The sequence below is a fragment of the Microbacterium maritypicum genome, assembly GCF_041529975.1.
GTDB lineage: Bacteria > Actinomycetota > Actinomycetes > Actinomycetales > Microbacteriaceae > Microbacterium.
The window spans coordinates 1,126,481-1,143,659 of sequence record NZ_CP168030.1; the positions used below are offsets into that span (position 1 = coordinate 1,126,481).

At 69.5% G+C, this 17,179-nt stretch carries 16 protein-coding genes; 6 read left to right on the forward strand and 10 right to left on the reverse strand.

All coding sequences use genetic code 11. The features are described 5' to 3' along the window. Positions 1 to 32: 32 nt before the first annotated feature. The 8 genes from ACCO44_RS05390 to ACCO44_RS05425 all read right to left on the reverse strand — a co-directional run bounded on the left by ACCO44_RS05390 (position 33) and on the right by ACCO44_RS05425 (position 7,909). Positions 33 to 599, reverse strand: a complete 567-nt coding sequence (locus tag ACCO44_RS05390; protein WP_105711859.1) for a hypothetical protein — start codon at positions 597 to 599, stop codon at positions 33 to 35. 57 nt (positions 600 to 656) lie between these two features. Next, a complete protein-coding gene (locus ACCO44_RS05395; protein ID WP_372468782.1) occupies positions 657 to 1,376 on the reverse strand; it encodes a DUF6882 domain-containing protein in 720 nt (239 codons plus the stop codon). 62 nt (positions 1,377 to 1,438) lie between these two features. Next, complete coding sequence (locus ACCO44_RS05400) at positions 1,439 to 2,239, reverse strand: HpcH/HpaI aldolase/citrate lyase family protein (RefSeq protein ID WP_262003224.1); 801 nt, start codon at positions 2,237 to 2,239, stop codon at positions 1,439 to 1,441. Beyond that, complete coding sequence (locus ACCO44_RS05405) at positions 2,224 to 3,009, reverse strand: 2-oxo-hepta-3-ene-1,7-dioate hydratase (protein ID WP_372468785.1); 786 nt, start codon at positions 3,007 to 3,009, stop codon at positions 2,224 to 2,226. Before ACCO44_RS05405 ends, ACCO44_RS05400 begins: the two co-directional genes overlap by 16 nt. A gap of 9 nt (positions 3,010 to 3,018) precedes the next feature. After that, a complete protein-coding gene (gene hpaD / locus ACCO44_RS05410) occupies positions 3,019 to 4,182 on the reverse strand; it encodes a 3,4-dihydroxyphenylacetate 2,3-dioxygenase (RefSeq protein WP_372468786.1) in 1,164 nt (387 codons plus the stop codon). A 33-nt stretch (positions 4,183 to 4,215) separates the two neighbouring features. Further along, positions 4,216 to 5,712 (reverse strand): 5-carboxymethyl-2-hydroxymuconate semialdehyde dehydrogenase, encoded by a 1,497-nt coding sequence (gene hpaE / locus ACCO44_RS05415; protein ID WP_029262335.1) that lies wholly within the window; start codon positions 5,710 to 5,712, stop codon positions 4,216 to 4,218. Beyond that, the gene (locus tag ACCO44_RS05420; protein WP_372468788.1) at positions 5,709 to 6,392 is read right to left on the reverse strand and encodes a GntR family transcriptional regulator; all 684 of its coding nucleotides are present in this window, start codon (positions 6,390 to 6,392) and stop codon (positions 5,709 to 5,711) included. Before ACCO44_RS05420 ends, hpaE begins: the two co-directional genes overlap by 4 nt. Further along, positions 6,389 to 7,909: a fumarylacetoacetate hydrolase family protein gene (locus ACCO44_RS05425; RefSeq protein WP_372468790.1), complete on the reverse strand. Its 1,521-nt coding sequence runs from the start codon at positions 7,907 to 7,909 to the stop codon at positions 6,389 to 6,391. The genes ACCO44_RS05420 and ACCO44_RS05425 overlap by 4 nt, the downstream gene beginning before the upstream one ends. A 153-nt stretch (positions 7,910 to 8,062) precedes the next feature. On the opposite strand from ACCO44_RS05425, the gene ACCO44_RS05430 reads away from it, so the two are divergent. After that, positions 8,063 to 9,442: an MFS transporter gene (locus ACCO44_RS05430; protein ID WP_029262338.1), complete on the forward strand. Its 1,380-nt coding sequence runs from the start codon at positions 8,063 to 8,065 to the stop codon at positions 9,440 to 9,442. 92 nt (positions 9,443 to 9,534) lie between these two features. On the opposite strand, the gene ACCO44_RS05435 is transcribed toward ACCO44_RS05430, so the two are convergent. Next, positions 9,535 to 10,245 (reverse strand): IclR family transcriptional regulator, encoded by a 711-nt coding sequence (locus ACCO44_RS05435; RefSeq protein WP_372468791.1) that lies wholly within the window; start codon positions 10,243 to 10,245, stop codon positions 9,535 to 9,537. 145 nt (positions 10,246 to 10,390) lie between these two features. Between ACCO44_RS05435 and ACCO44_RS05440 the strand changes: the two genes are divergently transcribed. From ACCO44_RS05440 to ACCO44_RS05460, 5 genes are all read left to right on the forward strand, one after another. Further along, positions 10,391 to 12,262 (forward strand): FAD-dependent monooxygenase, encoded by a 1,872-nt coding sequence (locus ACCO44_RS05440; RefSeq protein WP_372468793.1) that lies wholly within the window; start codon positions 10,391 to 10,393, stop codon positions 12,260 to 12,262. A gap of 83 nt (positions 12,263 to 12,345) precedes the next feature. After that, positions 12,346 to 13,320: an ABC transporter ATP-binding protein gene (locus ACCO44_RS05445; RefSeq protein WP_372468795.1), complete on the forward strand. Its 975-nt coding sequence runs from the start codon at positions 12,346 to 12,348 to the stop codon at positions 13,318 to 13,320. Between the two features lies 1 nt (position 13,321). Next, entirely contained in the window at positions 13,322 to 14,077 is a 756-nt protein-coding gene (locus ACCO44_RS05450; protein ID WP_372468797.1) for an ABC transporter permease, read from the forward strand. Positions 14,078 to 14,116: 39 nt separating this feature from the next. Next, entirely contained in the window at positions 14,117 to 15,331 is a 1,215-nt protein-coding gene (locus ACCO44_RS05455; RefSeq protein WP_372468798.1) for a sensor histidine kinase, read from the forward strand. Next, entirely contained in the window at positions 15,328 to 15,957 is a 630-nt protein-coding gene (locus ACCO44_RS05460; RefSeq protein WP_372468799.1) for a response regulator, read from the forward strand. Before ACCO44_RS05455 ends, ACCO44_RS05460 begins: the two co-directional genes overlap by 4 nt. Positions 15,958 to 15,960: 3 nt before the next feature. Here ACCO44_RS05460 and ACCO44_RS05465 read toward each other — a convergent pair whose 3' ends face one another. Continuing rightward, a complete protein-coding gene (locus ACCO44_RS05465) occupies positions 15,961 to 17,148 on the reverse strand; it encodes a hypothetical protein (RefSeq protein ID WP_372468800.1) in 1,188 nt (395 codons plus the stop codon). Between the last annotated feature and the right edge of the window lie 31 nt (positions 17,149 to 17,179).

Genomic DNA, 17,179 nt, shown 5'->3' on the forward strand with positions numbered 1-17,179 from the left:
GACATCGTCGTTTGACTGCGAGGTGAGGCCGGTCAGCCGAGTTCGTCGAGCATCCGTCGCTGCTCGGGCGTGAGTCCGTCGTTGAGCTCGTCGCGGGCCGCGGTCGTCTCGGGGGACTCGGGTGCGGCCGTCGTGGAGGCCGTCGCGGGTGCGGACTTCGAGCGTCCGCCCGTCACCCGCGCCTGCACGGAGTCGTAGATCTCCGCGGCCTTGGCCCGCATCCGGTCGTCGATCTGGTCGTAGATCATCCAGCCGAACAGCAGGGCGAGCGGCGGCAGCACGAACGCCCAGAAGCCGGAGGCGCGAACGCCGCTCAACCACACCGTGAGCACCCAGACGATGAGCTCGACGAGGTAGACGAGCACGTATTGGACGATCTTCTCGCCGGTCTTCGTGCGTTCGGCGGCCGACTTCGCTGCGGACTTGCGGAAGGCACCGGCGATCAGCGGCTTCACGAAGAGCGCGGCGAGGGTCAGGATGACCGATGCCCACAGCGCATTGAACCCGACGGAGACGCCGGGCAGCAGCAGACCGATCAGGAGCAGCACCGCGACGTTGAACACGTAGAGCGCGGCGAACCGGACGATTCCGTTCTTCATGCGACCAGAATCCCATAGATCGCGGTGGCGCGGAGGGGGAGCGGCCGCCCCGCGCGGTCAGCCCTGTGGGTGCAGCGTGCTCTCGATGCCGCTGATGCGGGCCTGCTCGTCGAACCGGAACGTCGCCGTGCCGGTGGTGTCCGACACGGACGCGCCCGAGAAGGCCTCATCGGTCCAGGTCAGGGTCCAGCCGGCGAGCCGCGCGAGGTCCCACACCGCGGTGCGGGCGTCGGGCAGGTCTGCTCCGGCGAGCACACGGGGGAGGGCGACGACCGCGTCGGCGACGGTGAGCGGTGCGAGCGGTGCGTCGAGCAGGAACACCGCGCGGGTGCCGTTGCCGACGGGCGCGGAGTAGTACGGGGAGCGTCCGGTCAGCTCGACGGCGACGCCGCCGATGGTGTGCGCCGCCTGCGCGATCCAGTCGTCGTCGCCCGCGCCCTCGGGGAACGGCACTTCCGAGTTCGTCAACTCCGCGATGCCGTGCTCGGCGCCGTATGCGTGCAGCTGAGCGGCGACGCCCTGCGGGTCCCCGTTGGGGTGCGCCCAGGCCCACAGCAGCGAACGGGGGCCCGGCGCGATCGTCGCGATCAGGTGCGCGCGGGCGACGAACTGCTTCGAAGGGTCGTCGTTCGCCGTGAAGGTGAGCGTGCCGGCCGCCATGTCCGCGTCCCAGCGGTGCTCACCGAGCGCGTCGGCGGCGGCGGAGAGGGCTTCCTGTCGGAGTGCGACGAAGAGGGCGGCACGGTCGGCGAGGGGCTGGAGCGCGGCGAAGGTCATGCCGACAGTCTCGCCGGAAATGCTATGAATCCGCTAGCTCGCACACCGTTCGTGTGAGCGGCTCAGTAGCTGGCGCGCGCCGCCCCGTCCGCGGCGATGAATCGCGCCGCCAGCGCCTCGGATGCGCGGGCCAGCAGGGCGACATCCGCACCCACGGCCACGAAGTCCGCGCCCGCGGCGAGGTAGGCATCAGCGGCGGCGGGGTCGAACGCGTTCACGCCGACGGCCTTGCCCGCGGCCTTGACCGCGGCGAACACCTTCTCGACGGAGGCCGTCACATCGGGATGCGTCTGCTGCCCGAGGAGCCCCATCGAAGCGGACAGGTCGGACGGTCCGACGAAGACGGCATCCACGCCGTCGACCGCGGCGATGTCGGCTGCGGCCTCGACCCCTGCAGCCGTCTCGATCTGCACGGTCAGCGAGACGTGCTGCGCGGACTCCTGCAGATACTGGTCGACGCGGTTCCACCGGGCGCTGCGGGCCAGGGCGCTTCCCACTCCGCGTACGCCCTCCGGCGGGTAGCGGGTGGCGGCCACGGCGGCGCGGGCCTCATCGGCTGAGGAGACCATCGGGACGATAAGATTCTGCGCCCCGAGATCGAGGATCTGCTTGATCGCGACCGTGTCGTTCGACGGCACGCGCACGAGCGGGGCGATCGGATAGGCGGCGACGGCCTGCAGCTGCTGCAGCACGGAGTCGAGCGTGTTCGCCGAGTGCTCCATGTCGATCAGCAGCCAGTCCAGCCCGGACCCTGCAGCGACCTCCGCGAGAAGCGGGCTGCCGGAGCAGACCCACATGCCCACGAACGGGTGATCGGAGTCCGCGAGCTGTTCGCGGAAGGAGGGGTCTAGACGAAGCGGCATGCGATTGTTCCCATCGGTCCGTAATCGCACAGCACTTCATCGCCACGCGACACCCACATCGGGCGCGTGAACGATCCTGCCAGGATGATCTCGCCTGCTTCGAGACGCGCGCCGTGCTGATGGAACTTGTTCGCGAGCCAGGCCACGCCGGTGGCCGGATGGCCGAGCACTCCGGCGGCGACGCCGGTCTCCTCGATCTCGCCGTTGCGGGACAGGACGCCGGGAACCCATCGCAGGTCGATCTCATCGGGGCGCTTGTGCACGGTGCCGAGCACCATCGCCCCGTACGCGGCGTTGTCGCTGATCGTGTCGACGATCGTCCGACCCTCCAGCTCGATGTGCGAGTTGAGCACCTCGAGGGCCGGCACGGCATAGTCGATCGCCGCGAGGGCGTCTTCGAGAGTGCAGTCGGGGCCTTCCAGTGGGCTCTTCAGCACGAAGGCCAGCTCGACCTCGATGCGCACGTTCGAGAAGTGGGAGGTCGCGATCTCGGCCCCGGACTCGTACACGGTGTCGTCGAACATCACGCCGTAGTCCGGCTCGGTGATACCCGTCGCCTGCTGCATCGCCTTGGACGTCAGCCCGATCTTGCGCCCGACGAGCCGACGGCCCGCCGCGAGGTTCTGGTCGCGCCAGACCCCCTGGATCGCATACGAGTCCTCGACCGTCGCCTCCGGGTACCGTGCGGTGATGCGCGGGATCACGCTGTGCGTGCGATCGGCTTCGGCGAGCTCCGCCGCGATCGCCGAGATGGTCTCGTCTGACAGCATCGGTGCCTCCTAGAGCTGGTGGCCGAGCTTGTACTCGCCCTGCTTGTACTCGGGCATGTCCTTGTCGTCCTCGGCGCGGGTGTACGAGAAGCCGTCGGCGCCGATGGTCACCGCCATCTCGCTGGAGTCGGTGCGGGCGACGACCGGCTGCGGGTTGCCGTCGAGGTCGAGCACGAGCGAGGCATCCGTGTACCAGGACGGGACGACGGGGTTCCCCCACCAGTCGCGGCGCTGGTTGTCGTGCACGTCCCAGGTGACGACCGGGTTGTCGGGGTCGCCCGTGTAGTAGTCCTGCGTGTACACCTCGACGCGGTGTCCGTCGGGGTCGCGCAGGTACAGGTAGAACGCGTTCGAGACGCCGTGGCGGCCGGGGCCGCGCTCGATCGCATCGGAGCGGCGGAGCGCGCCGAGCTTGTCGCAGATCGCGAGGATGTTGTGCTTCTCGTGCGTCGCGAAGCACACGTGGTGCATGCGGGGCCCGTCGCCGCCGGTCATGGCGGTGTCGTGCACGGTGGGCTTGCGGCGCATCCACGCGGCGTAGACGGTGCCCTCCTCGTCCTGGATGTCTTCCGTGACCCGGAATCCGAGGTCCTGCATGAAGCCGACCGCGCGCGGCACGTCGGGGGTGACCTGGTTGAAGTGGTCGAGACGCACCAGTTCGCCCGGGATATGGAGGTCATAGCGCCACGACATCCGCTCGACGTGCTCGGTGGCGTAGAAGAACTCGTACGGGAAGCCGAGCGGATCGACCACGCGCACGGAGTCGCCGATGCCCTTCACGAAGCCATCCGGGTTGCGGCGTACGTCGCAGCCGAGCTCTGTGTAGAACTCGACGGCGCGGTCGAGGTCTTCGGGCGTGCGGACCCGGTAGGAGAAGGCGGCGACCGCGGCGATCGGTCCCTTGCGCAGCACGAGGTTGTGATGGATGAACTCCTCCGTCGAACGCAGGTAGAGCGCCTCGTCGTCTTCTGCGGTCACGTAGAGACCCAGCACGTCGACGTAGAACTGACGGGAGGCCGCGAGGTCGGTGACCACGAGCTCCATGTACGCGCAGCGGAGGATGTCCGGCGGCGTGCTCTTCGGTGTCGCCACGGGGTTCTCCGAGTGGATCGGCGCCTCCTGGGAGACGTAGAAGCCGGAGGAGGTCAGGGTCATGTCTTCGCGGTGTGTCATGTCAGCGTCCTTGCGTGATCGGGCAGACGGGTTTCAGTTCTTGCCGAAGGTCGGGTTGTGGGCTCCGCCGAGCGTGATGTGCACGCTCTGCTGGTCGGTGTAGAAGTCGATCGAGCGGTAGCCGCCCTCGTGACCGAGGCCCGAGGCCTTCACGCCTCCGAACGGGGTGCGCAGGTCGCGCACGTTGTTGCTGTTCAGCCACACCATGCCGGCCTCGACCGACTGCGCGAAGTTGTGTGCGCGCTTGAGGTCGTTGGTCCAGATGTAGGCGGCGAGCCCGTACTTGGTGTTGTTCGCGAGGGACAGCGCCTCCTCGTCGGAGTCGAACGGCGTGATCGCGACGACCGGGCCGAAGATCTCCTCCTGGAAGATTCGGGCGTCGGGGGAGACGTCGGCGAACACGGTCGGCGCGACGAAGTTGCCCTCGTCGAACCCCTCCGGGCGACCACCCCCGGCGACCAGACGCCCCTCGGTCTTGCCGATCTCGACGTAGCTCATCACCTTCTCGTAGTGCTCGGGGTGCACGAGTGCGCCGACCTCGGTGGCCGGGTCATGCGGGTAGCCGACCTTGACGCGCTTCGCCTGCGCCGCGTAGCGCTCGACGAACTCCTCGTAGATCGAACGCTCGACGAGGATGCGCGATCCGGCCGTGCAGCGCTCGCCGTTGAGGGAGAAGACGCCGAAGATCGTGGCATCGACCGCGGCTTCGAGATCGGCATCGGCGAAGACGACGGCGGGGGACTTGCCGCCGAGCTCCATCGACAGGCCCTTGAGGAAGGGCGCGGCGTTGCCGAAGATCAGCTGCCCGGTCGAACTCTCGCCCGTGAAGGAGATGAGCGGCACGTCGGGGTGCTTCACGAGAGCGTCGCCCGCGTCTTCGCCGAGGCCGTTCACGAGGTTGAAGACACCCTGGGGGAGACCTGCCTCTTCGAAGATGCCGGCCCAGAGGGAGGCCGACAGCGGGGTGAACTCGGCGGGCTTGAGCACGACCGTGTTGCCGGTCGCCAGCGCGGGGCCGAGCTTCCACGACTCGAGCATGAAGGGGGTGTTCCACGGGGTGATGAGCCCGGCGACACCGATCGGCTTGCGGTTGACGTAGTTCATCTGGCGCCCGGGCACCTTGAAGGCGTCGTCGGACTGCGCGACGATCAGATCGGCGAAGAAGCGGAAGTTCTCGGCGGCGCGGCGGGCCTGGCCCAGCGCCTGCGTGATCGGAAGACCGGAGTCGTATGACTCGAGCTCGGCGAGGCGCGCGTCGCGGGACTCGACGAGGTCGGCGATGCGGTGCAGCACGCGCGAGCGCTCGCGGGGGAGCATCCGCGGCCAGGGTCCTTCATCGAAGGCGCGCTTGGCGGCGGCGACGGCGAGATCGATGTCGGCCTTCTTGCCGGCGGCGGCCGTCGTGTAGGTCTGATTGGTGACCGGGTCGAGCACGTCGAAGGTGTCGCCGTCGACGGAATCGACGAACGCGCCGTCGATGTAGTGCTGGATGTGGTCGGGGAGGTCGGCGGGGATGCGCGAATCGGTCATGAGTGTTCTCCGGTCGTCTGGGCGGAACGGGTGTGCAGGGCGTCGAGGAACGCGTCCATCGTGCGCCAGCGGTGGTTGCGGGCGGCGAGTTCGATCTCGAGCGGGTCGGCGCCCGCGCGGATGAGCTCGAGGATCTGGGTGTGCTCCTCGACAGAGTGCTGGGCGCGTCCGGGGACCGACGCGAAGGTCGTGTCGCGGATGCCGGAGAGCCGAGACCAGCCGCGGTGCACGAGGTCGAGCAGATGAGGGTTGGGGCACGGCTCGAACAGCACCGAGTGGAACTGGCGGTTGAGCTCGGTGAAGGCGTGGGCGTCGAGGTGGTCGAGCATCTGCGCCATGCGCTCGTTGATGCGGGCGGCCTCGTCGAGGGCGGCCTCGTCGAGCAGGGGAGCGGAGAGCGCGGTGGCGCACCCCTCGACCAGGCCGAGCGTCTGCATCGTGTGGGCGTATTCGCTCTCGTCGACGAGTGTCACCCGCGCTCCGACATTGCGCTCGAACGTGACGAGCCCCTCGGCTTCGAGGCGGCGGATCGCCTCGCGCACGGGGACGACGCTCATCTTGAGGTCTTCGGCGATCGAGCCCAGCACCAACCGGTAGCCGGGGCTGAACATGTGTCCCGTGATGCGCGAGCGGATCCACTCGTACGCGACCTCGGACTTGCTGGCCGTCGTCATCGTCATCGGGAGCTCCGGTGGGCCGTGGCCTCCTCGTAGCGGGCGCGCCACTCGGCGTTGAGCGGGAACAAGCCGTCTACCGGGTGGCCGGCGGCGACCTGTTCGGCGATCCACGCGTCTTCGACCTCCTGCGCCACGGCGTCGGCCGCGACCTCGGCTGCCAGGGCCGGCGGGATGACGATCACGCCGTCGCTGTCGCCGACGATGATGTCGCCCGGCTGCACGGTCGCGCCCCCGCAGGAGATGGTGACATCCACGTCCCACGGCACGTGCTTGCGGCCGAGGACCGACGGGTGCGCGCCCTGCGAGAACACGGGGAGTCCGATCTCGGCGACCGCGTCGAAGTCGCGGACCCCGCCGTCGGTCACGACGCCGGCAGCACCGCGGGCCTTCGCGCGCAGGGCGAGGATGTCGCCCAGTGTGCCGGTGGTGGCGTCGCCGCGGGCCTCGATCACGATGATCTCGCCGTCATCCACGGCGTCGAACGCCCGCTTCTGGGCGTTGTACCCGCCGCCGTGGGCCTTGAACAGGTCTTCGCGGAACGGCACGAACCGCAGGGTCTTCGCGGTGCCGACGATCTTGCTGCCGGGGATGTTCACCGACACCCCGTCGATGAAGCAGGAGTGGTGTCCGCGCTTGCGGAGCTGGGCGGAGAGCCCCGCCGTCGGAGCTTCGAGGAGCAGGGCGCGCAGCTCGGGGGAGAGGCGTGAAGGGTCAGGAATCGCCGCGTCGGCAGGGGGGAGCGCGGCATTCTGCGACCCCTCACCGGTGGGGGGCGCGAGCCCGGCAGCCTCGGCCGAGCCCCACGCCTCGGTGCGCTGCAGGTCGTCGACGGCGGGAAGTGAGCCGAGGTCGCCGTCGAACGGGACATCGCCCTGGGTCACGGTGGTGACCAGGCGGCCGGAGGTCGGTGCGCCGGGAGCATCGGGAGCATCCACCTCGACCTCGACGACGTCGCCGGGGACGATGACCGAGGATCCCGCGGGGGTGCCCGTGAGGATGACGTCGCCCGGCTCGAGCGTGAAGTGCTGGGAGAGGTCGGCCACGAGCTGCGCGAGCGGGAAGATGAGCCCAGCCGTGGTGTCGTCCTGGCGGAGTTCGCCGTTGACCCAGGAGCGCACGCGGAGGGCGGCGGGGTCGACGGTGCGGGCATCGATCAGCTCGGGGCCGAGAGGGGTGTAGCCGTCGCCGCCCTTGGACCGGACGTTCGAGCCCTTGTCGTTCGCGCGCAGGTCGTACAGTCCGAGATCGTTCGACGCGGTGACCCACCCCACGTGGGACCAGGCGTCGTCGAGGGAGACGCGCCGGGCGGCGGTGCCGATGACGAGGGCGATCTCACCCTCGAAGGCCAGCAACTCGGTGCCGGCCGGGCGCTCGACCGAGCCGCCCGAGACACCGACGGAACTGGCCGGCTTGAAGAAATAGGAGGGGGCGGCGGGACGCCGGCCGCGCTGATCGGCGCGGGAGGCATAGCTCAAATGAATCGCGATGATCTTGCCGGGGCGGTCGATGGTATCCGTCACGGGGCGCCTCCTCGCGCTCGTCTGCGTGGTCGTGCAGGACGCCTTGTGCGTCGTATTCGAAATCATATATCATCGGTTCACCCCTCGGCAAGCACTCCGGATCCGCATCCGCTGCACGCCGTGACAATGCGGTCACAACCAAAGGAGACACCCATGAGCGGGCAGTCACAGGATGGGTTCACACCCACCGGAACCATCGCGACAGCGGCCGATCGGCGCCGCGTCGTGTTCGCCACCGTCGTCGGCACCACGGTCGAGTGGTACGACTTCTTCATCTACGCCACGGCCGTCGGGCTCGTGTTCGGCCAGCTGTTCTTCGAGCCGCTCGGGGCGGACAGCGCGCTGATCGCGTTCGCCACCGTCGGCGTGAGCTTCCTGTTCCGGCCGCTCGGCGCATTCCTCGCCGGGCACTACGGCGACAAGCTCGGACGCAAGACCGTGCTCATGTGGACGCTGATCCTGATGGGTGCCGCAACCGCGCTCATCGGTCTGCTCCCGACATACGAGACGATCGGCATCATGGCGCCGATCCTCCTCGTGCTCCTGCGCATCATCCAGGGCATCTCGGCCGGTGGCGAGTGGGGCGGCGCTGTACTGATGGCGGTCGAGCACGCTCCGCGCAAGAAGCGCGGCATCTTCGGGGCTTCACCGCAGATCGGCGTTCCCCTCGGCCTGCTGCTCGCCTCCGGTGTGATGGCGCTGATGACCGTGATCGCCCCCGGCGACCAGTTCGCGATCTGGGGCTGGCGTGTGCCGTTCCTCCTCAGCGTGGTGCTGATCCTCGTCGGCTACTACGTGCGCCGCAAGGTTGAGGAGAGCCCGGTCTTCACCGAGCTCGCCGCGCGTAAGGAGAAGGCGCGGATGCCGATCGCGCAGCTGTTCCGCAAGCACCTGCTGCTCGTGATCATCGCGGCGCTCGTGTTCGCCGGCAACAACGCGGTCGGCTACATGACCACCGGCGGGTACATCCAGGGCTACGCCACGAACCCCGAGGGGGCGATCGGCCTCGAGCGCGGTCCGGTGCTCTGGGCCGTCGCGGGCTCCGCCGTCACGTGGCTGCTCACGACGCTCCTGGCCGGCTGGCTGTCCGACCGCATCGGGCGCCGAACGACGTACGTCATCGGCTGGGTACTGCAGCTGGTCGGCGTATTCACGCTGTTCCCCCTCGTGAACACCGGTGAGATCGGACTCCTGTTCGCCGGTCTCGCGATCCTGACGATCGGTCTCGGCTTCACCTACGGCCCGCAGGCGGCGCTCTACGCCGAGCTGTTCCCCGCGAGCATCCGGTTCTCGGGCGTCTCGATCTCGTACGCGATCGGTGCCATCGCGGGTGGGGCCTTCGCGCCGACCATCGCCACGGCCATCGTGAGTGCCACGGGCTCGACCGACGCTGTCACCTGGTACCTCGCCGGGATGACGCTGATCGGCCTGGTCGCCACGCTCCTGCTGCGCGACCGCTCCGGTATCCCGCTCGGTCCGGACCATGAAGAGGAGCAGTCCGTCAGCCCGATCTACGGTCTCGCGAAGGCCTGAGCGGCCTGTTCGCGGAATCCGATCGAGAGCGTGCGTCCCCAGTGGGCGCACGCTCTCGTCGTGCCGCCCTCGCCCTCGCCTCGACCGGGTCGTCAGCCGTCGAGGGCCTCACGGATGACGGCGGCCGAGCGGTGCAGTCGTGCGGCGATCTGGGCGTCGTCGAGATCCGTCGCCACATGCACCACGGCGATCGCGGCCAGGCGCTGACTCCGCAGGACCAGCGGCACGGCAACGGATTGCACGGTGGGGATGACCTCGTCATGGCTGGTGGCGTAACCGCGGAGCTTCGTCGCCGCCACGTCCGCGGGCAATGACGCGGGCGCTTCGGCGGGCCATTCGGCGCTCGGCAGCTGAGCGAGAATCGCTTTGCCCGGGGCGCCGACGGTGATCGGATGCCGGGCGCCGGGGCGCTGGGCGACGCTCGCGACGGCATGCCGCGGTTCGACGCTGGCCAGCGTGATGCACTCGGCCCCGTCGAGGACGGCGAGGAAGCACGTCATCCCGAGCTCGTTGGCGATCGCGGTGAGTTCGGGGAGTGCTTCGGCCTGCAGATCGTGCGCGACGCCGGCCGCGAGTGCCGCCATCCGCGCGCCGAGGCTCACCGCCCCGGCCGCGTCCCGCGTGACGAGGCCGTGGTCCTCGAGCGTGCGCAGCAGGCGGTAGGCGATCGAGCGATGCACGCCGAGACGGGTCGCGATCTCGTCGATCGTGAGGGGGCCGCGGGCGTCGGCGAGGACTTCGAGGATGCGGATGCCGCGGCTCAGCGTCTGCGAGGCGGGGGAGGTGCTCGGGGTCTCGGGCATGCGTGCGCTCCCTTGCGGTCACCGGCGCGGCGGTTTAGGCTGTGTTCAATAGTAGAACAGTGTGTTCGAATATAGAACACACACCCCCCGAGCGCAAGACCCGAAGCGCAGGACCGACGAAGAAGTCCGGAAGGAATCGACGACGATGCAGTTCCACCACCACGGCTACGTCTCCGCAGACCCGCGCGTGCAGGACGCCGCCGGCGTCGGACTCGACCGGCCGACCGACCTCCCCGATGAGATCGATGTGCTCATCGTCGGCTCCGGACCCGCCGGGATGCTCCTCGCCGCCCAGATGTCGCAGTACCCCGGCATCTCCACCCGCATCATCGAGAAGCGCGACGGCCGCCTCCCGTTGGGACAGGCCGACGGGATCCAGCCGCGCAGTGTCGAGACCTTTCAGGCGTTCGGATTCGCCGAGCGGATCATCGCCGAGGCCTACAACATCGGCTGGATGAACTTCTGGGGCCCGAACCCCGACAAGCGCGACGAGATCGTCCGCACCTCGCGCACCGCCGACTACGCCTACGACATCTGCGAGTTCCCGCACCTGATCGTCAACCAGGCACGCGTGCTGGACTACTTCGCCGAGGCGGCCGCGAACGGCCCCGGCCGCATCGCCCCCGACTACGGAGTCGAGTTCGTGGGGCTCACCGTGCACGAGGAAGGCGAGTACCCGGTCGAGGTCCGCATCCGCTACGTCGCAGGGGAGCGCGCAGGGGAGGAGCGGACGATCCGCACCAAGTTCGTCGCCGGGTGCGACGGCGCCCGCAGCGGCGTGCGCCAGGCGATCGGGCGCACGCACGTCGGTGCCTCGGCCGCGCACGCATGGGGCGTGATGGACGTGCTCGTCAACACCGACTTCCCGGACTGGCGGACCAAGTGCGCCATCAACTCCGAGGCCGGCAACATCCTGCACATCCCGCGTGAGGGCGGCTACCTCTCCCGCATGTACATCGACCTGGGCGAAGTCGCCGCCGACGACGACCACCGGGTACGGCAGACGCCGATCGAGGAGATCATCCGCCGCGCCAACGAGATCCTCCACCCGTACACCCTCGATGTGCGCGAGGTCGCCTGGCACAGCGTGTACGAGGTCGGCCACCGCGTCACCGACGGGTTCGACGACGTGATCGACGAGTCGGGACGCACGCCGCGCGTCTTTCTCACCGGCGACGCCTGCCACACGCACAGCGCCAAGGCAGGCCAGGGCATGAACGTCTCGATGCAGGACGGCTTCAACCTCGGCTGGAAGCTCGGCTCGGTGCTCACGGGGCGCGCCCCGGAGGCGCTCCTGGCGACGTACGGCGCGGAACGACGTCCGGTGGCGCAGCAGCTCATCGACTTCGACCGCGAATGGTCGAGCCTGATGGCGCGCAAGCCCGAGGAGATCTCCGACCCCGGCGACCTCGCGACCTACTACCTCGCGACCGCCGAGTTCCCGTCGGGCTTCATGACGCAGTACACCTCGTCGATGATCACCGGCACCGACGCCCACCAGGCGCTCGCCGTCGGCTACCCCCTCGGCAAGCGCTTCAAGTCGGCCGAGGTCATGCGCGTGGGCGACGGCAACGTCACCCACCTCGGACACCATGCGAAGGCGGACGGCCGCTGGCGCGTGTACGCCTTCGGCGACCGCACCGGGGAGGCGCTCGCCGCCTGGGCCGCCGATGCCGCCCCGTTGTTCGCGCGCTTCACTCCGGCGGATGCCGACGTCGACGCCGTGTTCGACGTGAAGGCCGTGTACCAGCAGCCCTTCGAGGAGGTGGAGGTCACCTCGGCGCCGGACCTGTTCCAGCCGAAGACCGGTCCGCTCGGCCTCACCGACTGGGAGAAGGTCTATGCGGCGGGCCCCAGCAAGTGGACCGAGACCGACATCTTCGCGGCGCGAGAGCTCTCGCGCGACGGCGTGGTGGTCGTCGTGCGACCCGACCAGTACGTAGCGGCGATCCTGCCGCTGGACGCGGTGGACGAGCTCGCCGGGTTCCTCGACGGGGCGCTGCTCCCGGCCCGCTGAATCTCCTCGGCATGACACGTGTCATGCCGAGGAGATGACACCTCCCTCCGGTGTCGTGATGCTCCTGCCGCGAGGCTGGAGACATGAACAACTCCTCCGTGGACGGGTCGGCGACGCAGGTCACCGCGCGTCCGGCATCCGAAGCCTCGAACCATGATCCGGTCGTCCTCGAGCTGAACGGCGTCACACGCCACTTCGGCTCGGGCGACCGCCGCGTGCAGGCCGTCGGCGGGGTCGACCTGTCGATCCGCCGCGGCGAGGTCGTCGCGCTGCTCGGACCGAACGGCGCGGGCAAGACGACGACTCTCGACATGCTCCTCGGGCTCACGCAGCCCAGCAGCGGCAGCGTCCGGGTGCTCGGCGTCACGCCGGAGCAGGCGACGTCGAGCGGAGCGATCGGCGCGGTGCTGCAGACCGGCGGCCTTCTGGGCGACCTGACCGTGGGCGAGACCGTGCGCCTCATCGCCTCGCTGTACGGAACGGAAGCGGCCGCGCGGGTGCCTGAGGTCATGGCCCGCGCCGACCTCGAGCACCTCGCCCGCCGCCGCGTCTCCAAGTGCTCGGGGGGAGAGCAGCAGCGGGTGAAGTTCGCGCTCGCGATGGTGTCCGACCCCGACATCCTCGTGCTCGACGAGCCGACGGCCGGGATGGACGTCACCGCCCGGCGACACTTCTGGGACGTGATGCGGGCCGATGCGGATGCCGGACGCACGATCATCTTCGCCACCCACTACCTGGAGGAGGCGGAGCAGTTCGCCCGGCGGACCGTCGTGATGCACCGCGGTGCGGTCGTCGCGGATGCGCCCACCGCTCTGCTGCGAGCGAGCCTGGGGGAGCGGAGCGTCTCCGCGACGGTCGGAGAGGGGGGAGCGGCGCTCGTCGCGACGCTGAGCGCGACCGATGGCGTGGTCGACGTGCGGCTCGACGGAGATCGTCTCAGCCTGCGGGCCGTGGACTCCGACGCCGCCGCCCGCATCCTGCTCGACCACGGCGCTCACGACCTGGAGATCGCCGCACCCACCCTCGAAACCGCCTTCACGGCTCTGACGGAGAACTGACATGCTCGTCTCACCCACCATGCTGCGCATCGAAGGCGTCCGCCAGCTGCGCAACCCGTACACTCTCGCGTTCACCCTGGCGATGCCGGTCGCGATGTACCTGCTGTTCGGAGCCGGGATGGGCTTCGGCTCGCTCTCGGCCGGGCACGGCAACGTCTCGTTCTACGTGATGACCTCGATGGCCGCGTACGGCACGGCGGTCGCGATGAGCTCCCTGACCTCGCTCGCCGCGACCGAGGCGAAGCAGGGCTGGGGGCGCCAGCTCGCCATGACGCCCCTGACGACCGCGGGCTATGCGCTCACGAAGCTGCTCACCTCCGTCACCTTCGCGGCGCTGGCACTGGTGGCCGTCTTCGCCGCAGGCATGATGACCGGCGCGGAGGTCGAGGACGGCTGGCGCTGGGTGGCGACCGCGGGCATCATCCTCGGGGTCGGCCTGATCTACGGCCTCTTCGGGCTCGGTGTCGGCCTGTTCTTCAGCTCCGACTCGGCCGCGGCGCTCGCCTCGATCTCGATGACGTTCTTCGCGTTCTTCGGCAACGTCTTCATGCCCCTCGACGGGGTGATGCTCGACATCGCCCGGTTCACCCCTCTCTACGGCTTCGTGGCCCTGAGCCGCTGGCCGTTGACCGACGGCACCCTCACCACCGGACAGACGGATGAGCTGTGGATGGTGTTCCTGAACGTCGCCGTGTGGCTCGCACTGTTCGTGCTGCTGGTCACCCTGGGCATGAAGCGCTCCCGGGCGCGGCAGTAAGACGCCGGCCAGATCGGGCGACGACAGTAGGTTGGACGGATGACGCAGCACTCGAAGCGGGCCTCCTCGGAAGCATCCGAGGAGGCCCGGCGGTTCGCCGCCCTGGGAGCACCGCCGGCCGCGTGGTCGGCTCCGGGAGCGCGGGCACCGCGTGGGCCGGTGGGAAAGGATCCCTGGGCGCGGTTCGGCTGGCTGATGGCCGTGATCTGGCTGGTCTTCCTCGTGTACCCGGTGATCGCACTGCTGCGTTCCGAAGCGCCGCTCGCGTGGATCGTCGTCGGCTGGATCGCACTGGTCGTCTTCGTCGTGCTGTACGTCACCGGTTTCATGCACGGCATGCGGGGTGGTGGAGGACTGGGGAGGCCGCCGTCGACACGACAGTGGGTCACGTTCGTGGTCCTCATCGTCTGCGTGCTGGTTTCGGTGCCGGCTGAGGGCGGATCGGCGCTCAGCTTCCTGCCGTTCATCATGTCGTTCGCCTCGTACGGGCTGACGCGCGTGTGGCACTGGATCACGACAGCCGCAGCCGTGATCGTCGCGGCGCTGTGTGTGTTCCTCCTTCCTGGAGGCCTCAGCTACCTCTCGGTGCTGGCGATCATCGGGCTGCTCGGCGTGGTGAACACGGTGTCGACGTGGCTCATCATCCGCTCCGCCGAGGCCGAACAGCTCGGGCTCGAGCTGGCCACGAGTGAGGGTCGCGAAGCGGTCGCCCGCGACGTGCACGACCTGATCGGCCACTCGCTGACGGTCGTCGGTCTCAAGGCGCAGCTCGTGCGCCGGCTCATGGATTCCGATCCGGAGCGCGCCAAGGCCGAGCTCGCCGATATCGAACGGCTGACCGCGGAGGCGATCGCGGGGGTGCGGTCGTCGGTTGCCGGTGCACGGGCCACGACGCTCGTCGAACAGCTCGCGTCGTCGCGGGACTCTCTCCGCGCGGCCGACATCGATCTGCGCGTCGACGGGGAGCCCGCTGCTCTGTCGCCGGTGCAGGCGATCACCGCGAGCTGGATCCTGCGCGAGGCGACGACCAATGCGCTGCGTCATTCCGAGGCCCGCACGGTTCGAGTGCTGCTGGCGCCGGGGCGCCTGGTGGTCGAAGACGACGGGGTCGGCCTCGCGGAGGGAGCGGATGACGCGACCGGGAACGGCATCCGCAGCATGCGCGAACGCGCCGCTGAGGCGGGGGCCGGTTTCGTGATCGCCGCGTCGCGGGAAGCAGGCGCCTCGGGCACCCGCGTGGAGGTGACCTGGTGACGGCCGCCGGGGAGGCCGGCGGCATCCGGCTGCTGATCGCCGACGACCAGGCGCTGGTGCGTGGCGCGTTGGGGGCGCTGCTCGATCTGGAGCCGGATCTCACCGTGATCGGCATGGCTTCCGATGGTGCAGAGGCGCTACGGCTCGCGGAGGAGCTGCGACCGGACGTGTGCCTGATGGACATCCAGATGCCGGGCATGGACGGTGTGGAGGCCACGCGCCGCATCCGCGAGGCGAGTCCGGAGACGCGCGTCCTGGTCGTGACCACCTTCGCGCGCCCCGGCTACCTGCGGTCGGCGCTGGATGCCGGAGCCAGCGGATTCATCGTGAAGGACACTCCCGCCGAGCAGCTGGCGGAGGCGGTTCGTCGGGTGCATTCCGGGTTGCGCGTGCTGGATCCGGTGCTCGCCGCAGACAGCCTGTTCGACGGCGCGAACCCGCTGAGCGACCGCGAGCGTCAGGTGCTGCGCCTGGCCGCCGACGGGCGGTCGGCTGCGGCCATCGCGGCGGAGGTGTTCCTGTCGGCCGGCACCGTGCGGAACCATCTCTCCGCGGCGATCGGCAAGACGGGTGCGGGGAACCGGGCGCAGGCCGTGCGGATCGCCCTCGACAAGGGGTGGATCTGACGCTCAGCCGTCTGCAGCGGATCCCGCCTGCGCGCGCTGTGCCGCGGCCTGCTTCTGCCGTGCGAGCCAGGTGTGCCCGGCGATCGCGGCCCTGACCTCGGCGGAGTAGTCCCTTCCCTCGTCCGGGTGGCGTAAGAGGTTCCTCCGGTGGAAGGGAGACGCCTCCCGATGCGGCCCGCTGCGGTCGATGCGCCGGGCGAGTTCGGTGAGGCTGTCGCGGCCGGCTTCGTGGTACTCCTGGCGCTCGGCCTCATCCAGGCGGATCAAGCACGAGTCGTCGGCCATCGAGGAGATCGTGTACCGGGAGTCGAGGTACAGGTCGCCGTGCTGTTCGACCAGGAACCACAGGCCCGGCTCATGATCGACGTAGCGCATCGCATCGCGCACCTCGGCGATGCGAGCGGCGTCGCCCCACTCCTCGACGGGAGGGATGGCTTCGAGGGGCCGTCGCATCGCGGCATCCAGCGGGTGATACCCGAATGTCGGAGGGGCGTCGCGATACAGGGTGAGGCAGGCGACCCGGCCGCACGCGGTGCACGTGACCTGGCTCTCCACCCGCTCCATGAGGGCGGAGGCGTGCAGCAGCCGGAGGTCGGCGAGGCTCACGGCTCCGCTGGACTCCTTGAGGACTCCTGCTTCGACCCCCGCCACGAGAGCGTCGACCGTGCCGTCCAGATCGAAGGACCCGTCGCCGGTGCGCACGATCAGTTCGCGGCACACCGGGCAGTCCTCGTCGGCCGGGCGGCACGTCTCCCTCGGATCGTCCACGGTGAACGCCACCCGCTGCAGGTCGCCGGCTCGACGGCCCCCGTGCTTCACGAACTCCGGGCGCAGATACGCTGCCTCGAGGACGAAGTAGCGGTCCCCGTCGGCGAACCTCCAGGGGACGTCGAACGTCGCCTTGAAGTCGGCGAAGGTCGCATCGTTGTCGACCCCCGGGAGCCACTCCGCGGCGTCGAGGCCGCGCGGAGCGGACGGCGTTGGCGCGAGGTGCAGGATCACGGCGACGACCGCGTCATCGTGCAGCACGATCTCGCCGCCGGACCCGAACAGCAGATGCTGCGAGAGCACGGCCGGTTCACCGATCCGGCGCTCCGTCGTCTCCACGGGTTCGGTGCCCAAGGCATCGATCAGGCGACGCACGGGGGCGTCGTCACGTGCCAGGCAGAGGGCGTCGAGAATCAGGGGCATCCGGTCATGCTCTCGGCGTCGCCTCACCCGA